General features: G+C 72.6%; 14 protein-coding genes. 6 read left to right on the forward strand and 8 right to left on the reverse strand.

Annotation, left to right across the window (positions count from 1 at the left end):
• Positions 1–4: 4 nt before the first annotated feature.
• From Ani05nite_RS13405 to Ani05nite_RS13415, 3 genes are read right to left on the reverse strand one after another with little or no spacing between them, the layout of a single operon-like run.
• Positions 5–1282, reverse strand: coding sequence for a dihydrolipoamide acetyltransferase family protein (locus tag Ani05nite_RS13405; RefSeq protein ID WP_203768343.1), 1278 nt, complete (start codon positions 1280–1282; stop codon positions 5–7).
• Positions 1279–2280, reverse strand: a complete 1002-nt coding sequence (locus tag Ani05nite_RS13410) for an alpha-ketoacid dehydrogenase subunit beta (RefSeq protein WP_203768344.1) — start codon at positions 2278–2280, stop codon at positions 1279–1281. Before Ani05nite_RS13410 ends, Ani05nite_RS13405 begins: the two co-directional genes overlap by 4 nt.
• The gene (locus Ani05nite_RS13415) at positions 2277–3371 is read right to left on the reverse strand and encodes a thiamine pyrophosphate-dependent enzyme (RefSeq protein WP_203768345.1); all 1095 of its coding nucleotides are present in this window, start codon (positions 3369–3371) and stop codon (positions 2277–2279) included. Before Ani05nite_RS13415 ends, Ani05nite_RS13410 begins: the two co-directional genes overlap by 4 nt.
• Before the next feature lie 89 nt (positions 3372–3460).
• On the opposite strand from Ani05nite_RS13415, the gene Ani05nite_RS13420 reads away from it, so the two are divergent.
• Positions 3461–3967, forward strand: a complete 507-nt coding sequence (locus Ani05nite_RS13420) for an Lrp/AsnC family transcriptional regulator (protein WP_203768346.1) — start codon at positions 3461–3463, stop codon at positions 3965–3967.
• 1 nt (position 3968) lies between these two features.
• Here Ani05nite_RS13420 and arfA read toward each other — a convergent pair whose 3' ends face one another.
• Genes arfA through Ani05nite_RS13440 form a run of 4 tightly spaced genes read right to left on the reverse strand, consistent with a single transcriptional unit; the run spans position 3969 to position 8588 of the window.
• Entirely contained in the window at positions 3969–5477 is a 1509-nt protein-coding gene (gene arfA / locus Ani05nite_RS13425; RefSeq protein WP_239129842.1) for an arabinosylfuranosidase ArfA, read from the reverse strand.
• A gap of 26 nt (positions 5478–5503) precedes the next feature.
• Positions 5504–6349 carry a carbohydrate ABC transporter permease gene (locus Ani05nite_RS13430; RefSeq protein ID WP_203768347.1) on the reverse strand — a complete coding sequence of 282 codons (846 nt, stop codon included), beginning with the start codon at positions 6347–6349 and terminating at the stop codon, positions 5504–5506.
• The gene (locus tag Ani05nite_RS13435; protein ID WP_203768348.1) at positions 6346–7242 is read right to left on the reverse strand and encodes a carbohydrate ABC transporter permease; all 897 of its coding nucleotides are present in this window, start codon (positions 7240–7242) and stop codon (positions 6346–6348) included. Before Ani05nite_RS13435 ends, Ani05nite_RS13430 begins: the two co-directional genes overlap by 4 nt.
• The gene (locus Ani05nite_RS13440; RefSeq protein WP_239129845.1) at positions 7239–8588 is read right to left on the reverse strand and encodes an extracellular solute-binding protein; all 1350 of its coding nucleotides are present in this window, start codon (positions 8586–8588) and stop codon (positions 7239–7241) included. The genes Ani05nite_RS13435 and Ani05nite_RS13440 overlap by 4 nt, the downstream gene beginning before the upstream one ends.
• A 233-nt stretch (positions 8589–8821) precedes the next feature.
• Between Ani05nite_RS13440 and Ani05nite_RS13445 the strand changes: the two genes are divergently transcribed.
• Both Ani05nite_RS13445 and Ani05nite_RS13450 read left to right on the forward strand, forming a co-directional pair.
• Positions 8822–9847: a LacI family DNA-binding transcriptional regulator gene (locus Ani05nite_RS13445; RefSeq protein WP_203768349.1), complete on the forward strand. Its 1026-nt coding sequence runs from the start codon at positions 8822–8824 to the stop codon at positions 9845–9847.
• 187 nt (positions 9848–10034) lie between these two features.
• Positions 10035–11045 carry a hypothetical protein gene (locus tag Ani05nite_RS13450; protein ID WP_203768350.1) on the forward strand — a complete coding sequence of 337 codons (1011 nt, stop codon included), beginning with the start codon at positions 10035–10037 and terminating at the stop codon, positions 11043–11045.
• Here Ani05nite_RS13450 and Ani05nite_RS13455 read toward each other — a convergent pair.
• A complete protein-coding gene (locus Ani05nite_RS13455; RefSeq protein WP_203768352.1) occupies positions 11038–11439 on the reverse strand; it encodes a hypothetical protein in 402 nt (133 codons plus the stop codon). The genes Ani05nite_RS13450 and Ani05nite_RS13455 overlap by 8 nt on opposite strands.
• A gap of 54 nt (positions 11440–11493) precedes the next feature.
• Here Ani05nite_RS13455 and Ani05nite_RS13460 point away from each other — a divergent pair, with 54 nt between their 5' ends.
• From Ani05nite_RS13460 to Ani05nite_RS13470, 3 genes are all read left to right on the forward strand, one after another.
• A complete protein-coding gene (locus Ani05nite_RS13460) occupies positions 11494–12282 on the forward strand; it encodes a metallophosphoesterase (RefSeq protein WP_239129848.1) in 789 nt (262 codons plus the stop codon).
• A gap of 71 nt (positions 12283–12353) precedes the next feature.
• Positions 12354–14201, forward strand: a complete 1848-nt coding sequence (locus Ani05nite_RS13465; RefSeq protein ID WP_203768354.1) for a sensor histidine kinase — start codon at positions 12354–12356, stop codon at positions 14199–14201.
• Between the two features lie 52 nt (positions 14202–14253).
• A complete protein-coding gene (locus tag Ani05nite_RS13470) occupies positions 14254–16203 on the forward strand; it encodes a hybrid sensor histidine kinase/response regulator (RefSeq protein WP_239129851.1) in 1950 nt (649 codons plus the stop codon).
• Positions 16204–16222: the final 19 nt, after the last annotated feature.

Genomic DNA, 16222 nt, shown 5'->3' on the forward strand with positions numbered 1-16222 from the left:
CGGCTCAGAGCCGGGCGATGGCCGACGCGGGATCCTCGATCGCGTCGGCCACGCTGCGCATGAAGCCGGCCGCCGTCCCGCCGTCGCAGACCCGGTGGTCGAACACGAAGCTCATCTGGGTGATCTTGCGGACGCACAGCTCGCCGTCGACCACCCAGGGCCGGTCCATGATCCGGCCGAAGCCGAGGATGGCCACCTGGGGATGGTTGATGATGGCGGCGCTGCCGTCGACCCGGAAGCCGCCGTAGTTGTTGAGCGTGAAGGTGCCGGCCTCCTGGCCGCTCACCCGCCCCGCGCGGGCGTCCGCGGTGACCCGCCGGATCTCCGCGTCGAGCTGACCGGTGGTCATCGTCCCGGCGCCGAGCACGGCCGGCACGACCAGGCCGCGCTCGCCCTGCACGGCCAGGCCCAGGTTGATCCGGTCGAACTCGACGATCTCCTGCCGCTCGGTGTCCACCCGGGCGTTGAGCATCGGGTACTGCCGCAGGCCGGCCACGACGAACCGCGCGATGTAGGCGAGCAGGCCGGGACCGTCGGGCGAGCCCTGGCGCAGCTGCCAGAGCGCGGTGGCGTCGACGTCGACCCAGACCGTGGCCTCGGGGATCTCGGCCCGGCTGCGGGTCAGCGCGGCCGACACCGCCTTGCGGAACCCGCTGAGCGGGACCCGCCGCTCCCCCGCCCCGTCCCCGGCAACCGGCACGGCCACCGGAGCTGGGGCCGAAGCCGGAGCGGGGGCCGAAGCCGGAGCGGCCGCCGGCGCGGATCGGGTCAGGGCCCGCTCCACATCGGACCGGACGATCACCCCGCCGGGACCGGTCGGCTCGACGGCCGACAGGTCCACCCCGCCCTCCCGGGCCAGCCGGCGCACCAGCGGCGACACCACCAGCGGCACCCGGTGCGACGCCGGGGCCACGGCCGCCGCCGGCCGTGCCCGCGGACGGCGGCGCCGGGAGGTCACCGCGCCGCCCGAGGTGCCGTACCCGATCAGGACGTTGCCGGAGCCGGCCCGCTCCTCCTCGCGGTAGGTCTCGGCCGCGGGCGCCGGCGCGGCGACGGTGAGCAGCGGCCGGCCCACGTCCACCGTGGCACCCTCGGCGGCGTGCCGGACGGCGACCCGGCCGGCGTACGGCGTCGGCACCTCGACCAGCGACTTCGCGGTCTCCACCTCGACCACCGGCTGGTCCACCGCGACGGTGTCGCCCTCCTGGACCAGCCAGCGCACGACCTCCGCCTCGGTCAGGCCCTCGCCCAGGTCGGGCAGCAGGAAGGTCTGGTCGCTCATCGGTCCTCCCACTGCAGGTCGTCCACGGCGTCCAGGACGCGGTCCACCCCCGGCAGCTGGAAGTGCTCCAGCTTCGGCGGCGGGTACGGGATGTCGAAGCCGGTGACCCGGCGGATCGGCGCGGCCAGCGCGTGGAAGCAGCGCTCGGTGACCCGGGCCACGATCTCGGAGGACACGCTGGCGAACCCGGACGCCTCGGCGACCACGACGGCCCGGCCGGTGCGGCGTACGGCGGCGCAGACCGTCTCGTCGTCGAACGGCACGATCGAGCGCAGGTCCACCACCTGCAGGCTGCGGCCCTCGGCCGCGGCGACCTCGGCCGCCTCCAGCGCGACCGGCACGGCAGGGCCGTACGCGATCAGGGTGGCGTCGGTGCCCTCGCGCCGCACGACCGCCGTGCCGATGCCGGGCACCGGCGCGCCGAGCTCGACCTCCTCCTTGCTCCAGTAGAGCTTCTTGGGCTCCAGGAAGACGACCGGGTCGTCCGAGGCGATCGCCGCGCGCAGCAGCCCGTACGCGTCCGCCGGGTTGGCCGGCGCCACCACGTGCAGGCCGGGCGTGTGCGCGTAGTACGCCTCGGAGGAGTCACAGTGGTGCTCGACGCCGCCGATCCCGCCCGCGTAGGGCACCCGGATCACCATCGGCAGCGCGACCCGGCCGCGGGTGCGGTTGCGCATCTTCGCCACGTGGCTGACGATCTGCTCGAACGCCGGGTACGCGAACGCGTCGAACTGCATCTCCACCACCGGGCGCAGGCCGTTCATCGCCATGCCGACGGCCACCCCGACGATGCCGGACTCGGCCAGCGGCGTGTCGAAGCACCGGTCCTCGCCGAACTCGGCGGTCAGGCCGTCGGTGATCCGGAAGACGCCGCCGAGCGCGCCGACGTCCTCGCCGAAGACGACCACCGCGGGGTCGGCGGTCATCGCGTCGCGCAGGGCCCGGTTGAGCGTCTGCGCCATGGTCAGCTTCTGGTGCCCGGGTGCGGTCACGGTCATCGCAGCGCTCCTTCGCGCTCCAGCTCGTCGGCGACCAGGGCGGCCTGCTCGGCGAGCTGCGGGGTGGGACGGGCGTACACGTGGTCGAAGAGCATCGCGGGGTCGGGCGTGACGTCGCGGTTGAGGCCGTCGCGCAGGTGGGTGGCCACCCGCTCGGCCTCGGCGGTGAGCTCGGCCAGCCGGGCGTCGTCGAGCAGGTCCCGCTTGCGCAGGTGGGCCTCGAGCCGGGTGAGCGGGTCGCGCTCGACCCAGGCCGCGACCTCGGAGTCGCGGCGGTAGCGGGAGGCGTCGTCGGCGTTGGTGTGCGCCTGCATCCGGTACGTGTGGGCCTCGATCAGCTGCGGTCCCCCGCCGGCGCGGGCGCGTTCCACGGCGGCGCCCAGCACGGCCAGCAGCGCGGCCGCGTCGTTGCCGTCGACGCGTTCGCCGGGCACGCCGTAGCCGATGCCCTTGTACGCCAGCGACGGCGCGGCGGTCTGCCGGGCGAGGGGGACGCTGATCGCGTACTCGTTGTTCTGCACGAGGAACACGACCGGCGCGCGCAGGACGGCGGCGAAGTTCAGCGCCTCGTGGAAGTCGCCCTCGCTGGTGCCGCCGTCGCCGCACAGCGCCATGACGACGGTCGGCTCGCCGCGCAGCCGGGCGGCGTGCGCGACGCCGACGGCGTGCGGGAGCTGGGTGGCCAGCGGCGTCGTGTGCGGCGCGACGTGGTGCTCGTACGGGTCGTAGCCGCAGTGCCAGTCGCCCTTGAGCAGCGACAGCGCCTCGACCGGGTCCACGCCCCGGTTCACCGCGGCGATCGTGTCGCGGTACGTCGGGAACAGCCAGTCGCCCTCGGCCAGCACCTGGGCCGCGGCCACCTGGCAGGCCTCCTGGCCGTGCGAGGAGGGGTAGACGGCCAGCCGGCCCTGCCGGACCAGCGCGTACGCCTGGTCGTTGAGCCGCCGCGCGGTGACCAGGGCCGCGAAGGCGCGGACCAGCGCCGCGGCGTCCGGGGCGGCGTACGCCGTCGAGGCGACCGGACGCCCATGGCAGTCGATGAGCGTGACCGGCTCGGCCGACGGCAAAAGGTGGTGCGCGTCACCTGTCATGCAGACATGGTGGTTCCCCGACCATTCGGATTCCACATGTGGCCCGAAACCGAGAAGAGGTACGGTCTAGCCGGCCCTTCCGGGGCCAGATGTCCAGGCGGCGCGGCCTGGAGGCAGGGAGGACGAGACAAGTGGCCAGCCCCCTCGACGCCATCGACCGGCAGATCCTGGCGGAGCTGACCCGCGACGGCCGGATGTCCATGCGCACCCTCGCCGAACGCCTGCACATCTCCCGCGCCAACGCCTACGCGCGGGTCGAGCGCCTGCGCGCGGCCCAGGTGATCAGGGGCTTCCGGGCCGACATCGACCCGGTCGCGGCGGGCCTGGGCACCTCGGCCTACGTCACGGTCAACCTGCACCAGGCGGAGTGGCGCGACGTGGGCGAGAAGCTGCGGGCGCTGCCCGGCGTCGTGCACATCGCCCTGGTCGGCGGCGAGTTCGACGCGATCCTGCTGGTGCGCGCGAAGGACAACGCCGACCTGGGGCGGCTGGTGCTGGACACCATCCAGGGCATGCCGGGCGTGGTGAACACCCGGACGCTGCTGGTCTTCGAGGAGGCCGAGCCGCTGTCGGCCACCGCCATCTGGGAGCAGTGACTCACCCGGTGGTCAGCCGGACCGCCGTCCACGACGCCGGGGGCAGGGCCGCCCGCAGCACCCCGTCGGTGACCTCGGCGTCCTTGGCCGCCCGGGGCACCACCCGGTCGGGGTCGGCCGCGGTGTTCACCGCGTACAGGTCGTCGTCGGCCAGCGTCCAGGACTCGCCCACCCGCAGCCCCGCCGGGAAGCCGGCCAGCGACACCGCCAGATCCAGGCTCTCGGTGAGGTGGCGGTTGACCACGAAGACGGTGACCTCGCCGCTGCCGGCGTCGTGGGTGGCCACCGCGTCCAGCACCGGCACCGTGCCGAAGCGCGCGGTCTCGTAGCCGGGCGAGCGGGCCTCCACCCGCAGCACCTCGCCGCGGGCCAGGCGGGAGGTCAGCGCGAACGGGTGGAAGATCGTCTGCCGCCAGGCCGGGCCGTCCGGCTCGGTGCGGATCGGGGCGATGACGTTGACCAGCTGGGCCAGGCAGGCGGCGGTGACCCGGTCGCTGTGCCGCAGCAGCGAGATCAGCAAGCTGCCGACCACCACGGCGTCCACGACGTTGTAGGAGTCCTCGATGACCCGGGGAGCGACCTCCCACCCGGTCGCCTGCTGCGCGTGGAAGGCGCTCTGGTACCAGACGTTCCACTCGTCGAACGAGATCTTGAGCTTCTTGTCGCTCTTCAGCCTGGCCCCCACGCTGTCCGCGGTGGCGGCCACGCTGGTGACGAAGTGGTCCATGTCGACCGCCGAGGCCAGGAAGCTGCCCAGGTCGCCGTCGTGCGGCTCGTAGTAGGCGTGCGCCGAGATGTAGTCGACGGCGTCGTAGGTCAGCTCCAGCACCTCGGCCTCCCACGCGGCGAACGTCGGCATCGCCGAGGACGAGCTGCCGCAGGCCACCAGCTCCAGCCCCGGCTCCGCGCTGCGCATCGCCCGGGCCGTCTCCACGGCGAGCCGGCCGTACTCGTGGGCGGTCTTGTGGCCGGTCTGCCACGGCCCGTCCAGCTCGTTGCCCAGGCAGAACATGGTCACGCCGTACGGCTCCGGGTGCCCGTTGGCCTGGCGCAGGCGGGCCAGGTGGGTGCGGTCGGGCTGGTTCAGGTACTCCTGCACGTCCAGCGCCTCCTGCACGCCGCGGGTGCCGAGGTTGACCGCGTACATGACCTCGACGCCGGCCTTGCCCGCCCAGCGCATGAACTCGTCGATGCCGATCTCGTTGGTCTCCAGGCTGTGCCAGGCCAGGTCGCGGCGCACCGGCCGGTCGGCGACCGGGCCGATGCCGTCCTCCCAGCGGTAGCCCGAGACGAAGTTGCCGCCGGGATAGCGCACCACCGAGACGCCCAGCTCGCGGGTCAGCGCCAGCACGTCGGCCCGGAAGCCGTCGGCGTCGGCCGTGGGGTGCGACGGCTCGTAGATGCCGGTGTAGACGCAGCGGCCCATGTGCTCGACGAACGAGCCGAAGGTACGGCGGGAAACCGGCGCGATGGTGAACGCGGGGTCGAGGATGAAGCTGGCGGAAAGCACGGGTCTCCCGGAGGTCGGAGGGGATGTCACTTGAGACTGCCGACGGCCAGCCCACCCTGCCAATACTTCTGCAGGGTGAGGAAGGCGACGACGAGCGGGACGATGGACACCAGCGAGCCGGTGATGATCAGGCTCCACAGCGACTGGCCGCCGCCGTTGTTGGAGCTGGCCAGCTGCGACCACAGGCCGATGCCGACGGTCAGCGGGTAGAGCTTCGAGTCGGACAGCATGGTCAGCGGCAGGAAGTAGTTGTTCCAGGTGGCGACGACCGACAGCAGCAGCACGGTGATCACGGCCGGCCGCATCAGCGGCAGCGCCACCCGCAGGAAGGTGCGCAGCTCGCCGGCGCCGTCGATGCGGGCCGCGTCGAGCAGCTCGTCGGGCACCGCCGCCGAGGTGTAGACCCGCATGAGGTAGACCCCGAACGGGCTCAGCAGCGACGGCAGGATCACCGCCCAGACCGTGTCGGTCAGCCCGGCGTTGCTCATCATCACGAACGTCGGGATGACCAGGGCGGTCAGCGGCACCATGACCGCGCCCAGCACCAGGGCGAAGGTGAGGTTGCGCCCGCGGAAGCTGTACTTGGCGAAGCCGTAGCCGGCCAGCACCGAGATGACCGTGGACCCGATCCCGCCGGTCACCGCGTACAGCACCGAGTTGCCCAGCCAGCGCAGGTACTCGCCGTTGTTGAAGGTGAACAGGTCGTGCAGGTTGTCGAGCAGGTGGAAGCCGTGGAACCACAGCGCGCCGCTGCCGGAGAACAGGCCCTGGGCGTTCTTGGTGCTGGCCACGACCAGCCACCAGACCGGGATGAGGAAGTAGCAGACCAGGGCGAGCAGGAACAGTTTGGCCCCGAGGTGGCGGTTGCTCACGTGAAGATGCTCCCTCGCTTGCGGGTGGCGACCATGAACACGGCGACCGCCAGGAAGACCACGAAGCCCAGCGCGAACGAGATGGCCGAGGCGTAGTTGAACTGCGCGTACGCGAAGGCCAGGTTGAAGGCGTAGATGTTGGGGGTGAAGTCCGGCGTCACCGAGCCGTTGGCGATCGGCCCGAGGATCTGCGGCTCGGCGAAGAACTGCAGCGTGCCGATCAGCGAGAAGACCAGGATCAGCACGAACGCCGACGACACCATCGGCACCTTGATGCGCAGCGCGATCTGCCGCGCGTTCGCGCCGTCGATGCGGGCCGCCTCGTAGATCGAGGTGTCGATGCTCTTCAGCGCGGCGTAGATGATCACCATGTAGTAGCCGGACCACTGCCAGGTGACCACGTTGAGCAGGCCGTAGAAGATGTTGCCCTGGCTGAGCAGGAACGGCGCCTGCACGTTGAACAGCGAGGAGATCTGTTCCAGCGGGCCGAAGCTGGGGCTGTAGAGGAAGCCCCACATCAGCGCGCCGAGCACGGCGGGGACCGCGTACGGCAGGAAGATCATCAGCCGGGAGAAGCGGGCCAGCCGGCCGGTGACCTCGTCCAGCACCAGCGCCGCGACCAGCGCGACGATCATCTGCAGCGGGATCACCACGAGGCTGAACCGCAGCACCAGCCACAGTCCCTTGAGGAACGACGGGTCGGTGAAGGCCCGGGTGTAGTTGTCGAGGCCGGCGAACGTGGTGCCGGTGGCCAGCCCCTTGGTGTAGAGGCTGAGGTAGCCGGCGTACAGCAGCGGGGCGACCAGGAAGACCGCGAACACGGCCAGGAAGGGCAGGATGAAGAGCCAGCCGACCGCACCGCGGCGCCCCGAGCTCGATCGGATGGCGGTCACCGGACGGTGAAGCCCTGGCTCTTGGCGTACTTGACCATGATGTCCTGCAGGTCGGTGGCGGCCTGGTCACCGGTGGTCCGGCCGCTGTTGATCTTCACGATCTGGGCCTGCAGCTGGGCGTAGTAGTACACGGTGAACGGGCTGTAGGTGGCGCCCGCGTAGGCGTTCGCGGCCGGGATGTAGATGTCCTTGTTCGCCGTCTGCCCGTTGAAGAACTCCACCTTGTTGGTGACGAAGGCGTCGGACTTCAGCACGTCCTGGTTCAGCGGGAAGATGGTCTGCGTCTTCCAGCCGTCGGTCAGCGAGGCCTCGTCGGCGTACAGGCCCTTCGCCACCTCGGCGGCGGCCTTCTTGTCGGACGCCTGGGCGGTCACCGCGAAGGTGGAGCCGCCCCAGTTGACTGAGACGGGAGCGGCGTTGTCCCACTGCGGCAGCGGGGCCACGGCGAACTTGCCCTTCTCGGCGCCGCTGCCGACGCCGGCCCCGGTCAGGTAGCCGGGCGCCCAGGCGGCGGAGACGTAGGTGGCGTACTTGCCGTTGACCACGCCGGCGATGTAGTCGGTGGTGAACTGGTCCTCGGTGCCGATGAGCTTCCTGGTGGCCAGCCCGCCCCAGTAGGTGAGCACGTCCTTGGTGGCCTGGTCGTCGAGCTTGATGGTGATGTCCTGCTTGGCGGCCAGGTCGTAGGTGAACGGGTGGGCGCCCTTCTGGATCATCAGGGCGGTGGCCACGGCCGGCACGTTGCTGCCGAAGTCGCCGAAGTTGGGCCCGCCCGCGGCCTTGACCTTGGCCGCCGCGTCGGCGTACTCGGCCCAGGTCTTCGGCGGGGCCTTGATGCCGTACTTCGCGAAGACGTCGGTGCGGTAGATCATCGCCATCGGGCCGCCGTCGACCGGGATGGCGTACACGGCGGCGCCCTGCGAGACGTCCTTCCAGGCGCCGGGGCTGAACTTGGCCTTGACGTCGTTGGCGCCGTACGGCGCGAGGTCGACCAGCGCCTCCTGGATCTCGAAGCCGACCAGCTGGTCCGCCTCCAGCATGATGACGTCGGGCGCGCCCTTCTTGGCGGAGATCGCCGTCTGGAACTTGGCGTACTCCGGGGCGCCCTGGCCGGCGTTGGTCCAGCAGACCTGCACGTCGGTGTGGGCGTTGTTGAAGTTGTCCACGACCTTGGCCATGTTCGGGTACCAGGCCCAGACCGACACCGCGGTGGCGTCCGCATGAACGATCTTGTTGGTGCAGGTGGTCGGCTTGGCGGAGGTGCCGCCGCCGCCGTCCCCGCCGGAGCAGGCGCCCAGGCCGAGGGCCAGCGACAGTAGGGGCATTGCGATGACGAGACGTCTCATGGTGGGCCTCCTGGCGGATTCCGGGCACGGGAAAATGGCCGCTTCTCGCTCTGCGTAGTCACAGACGCGGTCGGGAGCGCGGCGGCAGTCTGGGGTGAGGTGTGGTGTAAGTTACGATTGCAGCGCTGCAAAGGACTATGCACCGCCGTCCGAGCCCTGGCAAGAGGCAACGTCTCGGAAATACCATCGACACCTCGGGCACGCCGATGCCCGCATCAGACGGGAGGGCGCCCATGCGCGATGTCACGCTGCGTGATGTTGCCGAGCTCGCCGGGGTCTCCCCCCGGACGGTCTCCAACGTGGTCAACGGCTACGCGCAGGTCACCCCGGCGACCCGGGAGAAGGTCGAGCGGGCCATCGCCGAGCTGGGCTACCGGCCCAACGTGCTGGCCCGCAACCTCGCCAACGGACGGTCCGGGCAGATCGCCGTGGTCGTGCCGTACCTGGACACGCCCTACTTCGCCGAGCTGCTGCAGGCGATCATCCCGGCCGCCCGCAAGGGCGGCTACAACGTGCTCATCGACCAGACCGACGGCGACCGCCAGCACGAGGGCGAGCTGATCGGCCGGGGCTCGCGGGGCTTCCTGTTCGACGGCATGATCATCAGCCCGCTGGGCCTGTCCCAGCAGGACCTCACCGTGCGTGATCTGGCCCTGCCGCTGGTGGTGCTGGGCGAGCGGGTCTCCGACGGCACCTTCGACCACGTCGGGATCGACGACATCACCGCCTCGTACGACGCGGTCACGCACCTGATCTCGCTGGGCCGGCGGCGGATCGCGGCGATCGGCGACCAGCCGTACGCCACCGGCGAGGCGGCCCAGCTGCGGACCCGCGGCTTCCGCAAGGCGCACGCCGCGGCCGGCCTGCCGGTCGACGAGTCGCTGATCATCTGCACCGCCCGGTTCAACCGGACCGACGGCGTGACCGCGATGACGGCCCTGCTCGACCGGGACGACCCGCCGGACGCGGTGTTCTGCTACAGCGACCTGGTGGCCTCCGGCGCCATCCACGCCATCCTCGGGCGCGGGCTGCGCGTCCCCGAGGACATCGCGATCATCGGCTACGACGACATCGAGGACGGGCGCTACAGCCACCCCACGATCAGCACCATCTCGCCCGACAAGACCGCGATCGCCCAGCTCGCGGTGGAGCGCCTGATCATGCGCATCGCCGCCCCCGGGCCGGTGCCGGGCGTCGAGCTGCTGGCCGGGCACCGGCTGATCCCCCGCCAGAGCACCCTGGGCCGCGCGGCCACCTGAGCGGTCCAAGATCCGCGGACGGCCCGAATCGGCAGGACTTTGGTCCCGTCCTGTCCCGCGAAGACCCCGCCGGCCTCAACCCGCCCGTAGAAAGGACGACGTACAGCGGGACAGGCGCCGCAGCATAGCGGCGCCGGGGCGGACAGGAGCAGGAACAATGAAGGTCTCACCGGGACGTGGAGCCGTCGTGGCCGCAGGGGCGACCCTGGCGCTGCTGGCGTCGCCGTCACCCGCCTCGGCGCACGAGAAGTGGTTCGTCGACGAGCCGGGCTCCTACGCCACCGACTGGGCGTTCGCCCTGCGGCCGGTCACCCTCGGCCTGATCGTGGCCGTCGTCCTGGTCACGGTGCTCTGGCGGTACGTCGCGCTGCGCTACCTGCCCACCCCGGAGCTGCGGCCGCTGCGCTTCCTCGGCCGGATCGTCCCGTACGTGCCCCGCCTGCTCGCCGTCCACCTCGGCGTCTCGCTGCTGGCCGCCGCGGTCACCGGCCACTTCCTCACCCGCGACCTGGAGGTCGAGCACCTCGCCGGCGGAGCGGCGCTGCTGCTGCTCGAGGGCGCGCTGGGCATCTGGTTCATCACCGGCGTCCGGCTGCGGCCGGCGGCCCTGATCCTGGCCGTGACCGGCCCGCTGGCCCTGTTGCTCACCGGGCCGACCGGGCTGCTCTCCGCGATGGACCTGCTCGGGGTCGCGGTCTTCCTGGCCTTCGTGCCGCCCTCGGACGCCACCTTCGGCCGGGTCGACCCGGACCCGGAGATCCTGCGCCGGGCCCTGTTCGCGCTCCGGCTGGGCGCCGGCGGCGCCCTGATCACCCTGGCCTTCGCCGAGAAGCTCGCCAACCCGGCGCTGGCCCGCGAGACCGTGCACCTGTACCCGCAGCTCGACGTCTTCGCCCTGGTCGGCATCCACCTGCCGGTGGACACCTTCGTGGCCGTCGCCGGCGTCACCGAGCTGCTGTTCGGCCTGCTGGTCATCTCCGGCGCCCTGCCGCAGGTCGCCGTCCTGGTCGCGGGCATCCCGTTCAACGCGACCCTGCTGCTCTTCGGCGGCACCGAGCTGCTCGGCCACCTGCCGGTCTACGGCGTGTTCCTCACGCTGCTGGCCTACGGCTCCGACCCGCGGACCGCGGCGCTGGTGCGCTGGCTGCCGCCGGTCCGGGCCCGGCTGGCGCGCCGACGCCCGGCGCTCGTCAACTGACCGGAACGGAAACTGCCCAGCCGCCCGCGCGCGGCGCGTCGATCCCGGTCACGTGCCCGCCACGGGCGGCGCCGGCGGCGTCGCGGTCCGGGTTCGCCACCGACACCGCGATCGCCACCGCGATGGCGAGCAACCACAGAGCGCAGACGGCCAGCCCCGCGATCGCGTAGAAGCGGCCCCGGCGGTCACCGTTGCGGCGGCTCTGCAGCAGGCCGATGACGCCGAAGGTGATGCTCACCGGGCCCGCGCAGCCCAGCAGGGCCAGCGACAGGCAGGCGATGGAGAAGCCGTTGGTCTTGCCGTTCCACGGCGGGTGGGGTGACGGCGGCGCCGGTGGCGGCGAATAGGGCGGCCACCGCAGAGCGGACGGGTCGGGCGGGGGCGGCTGATTCACAGCGGGGACCGTACCGCGCTGACATCGCGCGCGCCGCCCCGTAAGGTGCGTCCGGTGAAGGGCCCGCTCTACGTGCTGTCCGACATCCACGGTCACCGGACCGAGTTCCATGACGTGCTCCGGGAGGCCGGCCTGGCCGGCCGCGACGGGGAGTGGTCGGGGGGCGGGGCCCGGCTGTGGCTGCTCGGCGACTACGTCGATCGCGGTCCCGACGGCATCGGCGTGATCGAGGACATCGCGCGGCTGACCGCCTCGGCCGCCGATCGTGGCGGCACGGTGTCGGCGCTGCTGGGCAACCACGAGGCGCAACTGCTGGCGGCGTACCGCTTCGGCAGCGAGCCGGTGCGCGGCTGGCCGGACGGCCTGCACGGAGCGTGGCAGCGCTTCGGCGGGCGCGCGACGGACCTGCGCCGGCTCACCTCGTGGCACGTCGGCTGGATCACCGCCCGGCCCGCGATGGCCCTGGTCGACGGTCACCTGCTGCTGCACTCCGACACGGTGCGCTACCTGGAGCTGGGCGCCGGCGTGGCCGAGGTCAACGCGGCCACCCGCAGCGCCCTGGCCTTCCGCGACAGCGCCGCGGCGCTGGCGTTCTGCGAGGTGCTCAGCGCCCGCGACAGCTTCCGTGGCGCCGGGCCGGCCCGCCCCGGCGATCCGGTCTCGCGCATGCTCGGCGCCTTCGGCGGGGAGATGATCGTCCACGGGCACAGCACGCTGACGAAACAGTTCGGGCTGCCGCCGGCCGACGTGCGGGCGGCCCTGCGCTACGCCGACGGTCGGGTGCTGGCCGTCGACGGCGGGCTCTACGAGGGCGGCCGTCTGTTGCTCACCCGGCTCGGATAGGGCCGGCGCCGCGGGACGGCGATCGCGGCAATCGCCCGTGCCGGGGCGCTCCGCGGCGTAGCCTCGGGCGGGTGAGGCCCGCGGCGACGGCGGCTACCCCGGCCGGCGGTGATTCCCCCGCGCGGCGGCGCTGGTCGTGGATCCCGGTGCTCACGCTCATGGTCGTGCTGGGCCTGATCGGCACCGCGCTGGCGGTCGTCGCGCTGCGGCGTACGGTCGACGACCGTCTCGACCAGGCGCTGGACCAGCGGGCCATGATGGTCGCGCACACGCTCACCGCCGAGCTGCGGCGCTACAGCTCCTCCCTGCTCGACCTGGCCGCCGCGGTCGGCGCGCAGGCGCAGCTGTCGGCGGCGGAGTTCCACGCGATCACCACGGCGGTGGACCGGCGGCGGCTGCCCGGCGCCACCGGCGTCGCGCTGGTCGTGCCGGCCACCACCGACCAGGTGAGCCGGGTGCAGGCCGCGTGGCGGCGCGCCGGGAGCCCGGAGCTGCGGTTGCGGCCCGCCCGGGGGCAGGGGACCGAGCATCTGTTCGTCGTGCTGGCCCGGGGCACCGACGCCGACCGACAGGTCGCCGGGCAGGACCTGACGAACTCGCCCGCGGCGGCCGCGCTCGGCCGGGCCCGCGCGGCCCACCAGGTCGCCATCAGCGACAGCTACCGCCTGCTCCAGGACGCCGGCCGGCCGACCGAGAGCCAGCAGCTGGGGTTCGTGCTGGCCGCGCCGGTGTACGCGACCTCGCCCTCGGCCGACGACGCCGGGCGGTTCCGCGGCTGGATGGTGATGGCGCTGCGCGGCGACGACTTCCTCGAGGACGCGATCGGCCGCATCGCCGGCGACACCGTCGCCGTCACGCTGGCCGAGTCGGCGGCCGGGGCCGGCACCCCGATCGGCCGCCGGCTGCCGGACGCCGCGATCGACGGGTCGCGGCCGGCCCGGACCGTGCCGATCGCCGTGCCGCAGGGCGCCTGGCGGGCCACCATCGCGCCCACGGTGCAGGTGACGCCCGACGCGGCGCTGCATCTCGACCTCATCGCGGCGCTGGTCGGCGCCGCCCTCACCGCCCTGCTCGCCGCGCTCACCGGCACGGTGATCACCTCGCGCAACCGCGCCCTGCGCCGGATCGACGCCGCCACCATCGCGCTGCGCGACGACATCAGCCGCCGGGAGGTGGTCGAGCAGCAGCTGCGCCGCCGCGAGGAGGAACTGGTCGGCTTCGCCGGCGTGGTCGCCCACGACCTGCGCAGCCCGCTGGCCCGGATCACCGGGTACGCCGACTTCCTGCGCGCGGAGGCCGCGCCCCGGCTGGAGCCGGAGCACCGCGAGTTCCTCGAACGCCTGCACGGGGGCGCCCAGCGCATGCAGTCGCTGATCGACGACCTGCTGACCTACGCCACCGCGGACAACCGGACGCTGGTGCGCACCCGGGTGGACCTGAACGCGCTGGCGGCCGAGGTGATCCGCGACCGCGTCACCGGCCCGGGCGAGCGCGAGCCGGCGATCGTGATGTGGCCGCTGCCGGTCGTCGACGGCGACCCGGTGCTGCTGCGCCAGGTCTTCGACAACCTCGTCGGCAACGCCCTGAAGTACACCGCGACCGGGCAGAACCCCCGGCTGGAGATCTCCGGGGCGCGACGCGGGGACGGCTGGCGCATCGAGCTCGCCGACCGTGGGATCGGCATCCCGGCGGCCCAGCGCGCGACGGTGTTCACGCCGTTCATCCGGGCCGACGGCAGCCAGAACTATGTCGGCACCGGGCTCGGGCTGGCCATCGTGCACCGCATCATCGAGCGGCACGGCGGCGAGGTCGGGGTCGAGGCGAACCCCGGCGGCGGCAGCCGGTTCTGGTTCACCCTGCCCGCCGTCGCGCCGGGCGAGCGCTCCCCGGTCGCGGCGCGCGGGGCCGCCGACGCATGATGCATGCGGGCTGATCACTAAGTCCGGCGGAATCCGGTCCGATGAGACGAGTGTGCCGGACCAGATCTATCTCCTCGGCAACACCGTCATCATGGCGGCGTACGCGGCGATCACCGTCGCCATCGCCGTGCCGGTGGCCCGGGCCGGGCAGTTGCGCACCAACCGGCTGGCCACCGCCACCGCGCTGATCTTCTTCAGCTGCGCGGTCGGACACGGCATGCACGCCGGCGCGTCGTTCCATGCGATGATCTCCGGTCCGGCCGCCCACCCGGCGACGACGCATTCCTGGTTCACCGCCCTGTGGGATCTGTGCACGGCCGGCGTCGGGGTCTACTACTGGACCCTGCGGCGCGGCTACGGCATCCTGCTGCGCCGGGGCGCGATGTACGTCGATCCCACCGACCAGCAGCGCTTCGACGTGGTCGACGCCCGCGAGCGCGCGGCCCGGGAGCTGGCCGAGAGTCACCGCGCCACGCTCGCCGCCGTGGTCGAGCACAGCGACGACGCGATCATCGGCACCACCCTGGACGGGACCGTCACCGCGTGGAACGGCGGCGCCGAACGGCTCTTCGGCTACACCGCCGCCGAGATGATCGGGCACCCGGCGTCGATGCTGGCCGATCCCGCGGACCTCGACGAGCAGGCCGACGTCCTGGCCCGCATCGCCGGCGGGGAGCGCAACCTGCAGTACGAGGCCCGGCGGGTGCACAAGGACGGCTCGCCGCTCGAGATCTCCGTCAGCGTGGCGCCCATCCAGGACCGCGATCACACCGTCATCGGCATCTCCGTGGTGGCCCGGGACATCGCCGCGGCGAAGGAGGCGGCCGAGCGGCGCCGGCTCGTCGAGGAGCGCACGCACCAGGCCCAGCGCATGGAGAGCCTGGGCAACCTGGCCGGCGGGGTGGCCCACGACTTCAACAACATCCTCGCCATCATCGTCAACTACACCGACTTCGCGGCCGACCAGACCCGGGACCCGGCCGTACGGGCCGACCTGGAGCACGTCCGGATCGCCGCCGACCGGGCCATCAGCCTCACCCACCAGCTGCTGGTCTTCACCCGCGGCGACACCATCCAGCCGCAGGACATCGACCTGAACGCCGCGATCGACGAGGTGCGGGCGATGCTGCACCGCACCATCGGCGAGGACATCGACCTGCGCACCGTACCCGCGCCGGCCCCGCTGACCGTGCACGCCGACGCCGGGCAGATCCAGCAGATCCTGCTGAACCTCTCGCTCAACGCGCGCGACGCGATGCCCGAGGGCGGCACGCTGGTGATCGAGGCGAACCGCGCGAGCCTGGACGAGAACCAGATCGACATGCACCCCGCGCTGCCGCCCGGCTCGTACGCCCGGCTGCTGGTCAGCGACACCGGCCAGGGCATCGACCCGGCGGTCGCCGCGCACATCTTCGAGCCGTTCTTCACGACCAAGCCGCGCGGGCAGGGCACCGGCCTGGGGCTGGCCACCGTGTACGGGATCGTGGCGGAGGCCGGCGGGAGCATCAACGTCTACTCCGAACCGGGGGTCGGCACCACCTTCCGGGTGTACCTGCCGCTGGTCGAGAGCCCGCGGGACGTGCCGGTCGCCCGGGCCGTCGAGGCGGCGGTGCCGCGCGGGCACGAGGAGACCGTCCTGGTCGTCGAGGACGAGCCGGCGCTGGGCCGGATCATCGCCCGCATCCTGGCCCGGGCCGACTACCGCGTGCTGTCGGCGACGTCCGGGGCGCAGGCCCTCGAGCTGGACGCCGAGCACGGCTGCGACCTGCTGCTGACCGACGTGATCATGCCGGGCATGTCCGGGCCCCGCCTGGCCGAGCTGCTGGCCGAGCGGCACGCCGGGCTGCCGGTGCTGTTCATGTCGGGCTACAGCAACGGCCTGCTCGGCTCGACCCACGTGCTGGACCCGGACATCGCGTTCATCGAGAAGCCGTTCACCGCGGACGACCTGCTGCGGCGGGTGGACGCGGCGCTGAGCACCACCACGTCCCGCTCGCCGTGACCGGCGGCGGACGGTGTGG

The sequence above is a fragment of the Actinoplanes nipponensis genome (genome assembly GCF_016862275.1).
GTDB lineage: Bacteria > Actinomycetota > Actinomycetes > Mycobacteriales > Micromonosporaceae > Actinoplanes > Actinoplanes nipponensis.

Bases quoted from the DNA above. Each gene is read 5' to 3' on its own strand.
- Ani05nite_RS13420 (WP_203768346.1), top strand. From the start codon at position 3,461: ATGTCCAGGCGGCGCGGCCTGGAGGCAGGGAGGACGAGACAAGTGGCC.
- Ani05nite_RS13440 (WP_239129845.1), bottom strand. From the start codon at position 8,588: ATGAGACGTCTCGTCATCGCAATGCCCCTACTGTCGCTGGCCCTCGGC.
- Ani05nite_RS13415 (WP_203768345.1), bottom strand. From the start codon at position 3,371: ATGACAGGTGACGCGCACCACCTTTTGCCGTCGGCCGAGCCGGTCACG.
- Ani05nite_RS13445 (WP_203768349.1), top strand. From the start codon at position 8,822: ATGCGCGATGTCACGCTGCGTGATGTTGCCGAGCTCGCCGGGGTCTCC.
- Ani05nite_RS13405 (WP_203768343.1), bottom strand. From the start codon at position 1,282: ATGAGCGACCAGACCTTCCTGCTGCCCGACCTGGGCGAGGGCCTGACC.
- Ani05nite_RS13410 (WP_203768344.1), bottom strand. From the start codon at position 2,280: ATGACCGTGACCGCACCCGGGCACCAGAAGCTGACCATGGCGCAGACG.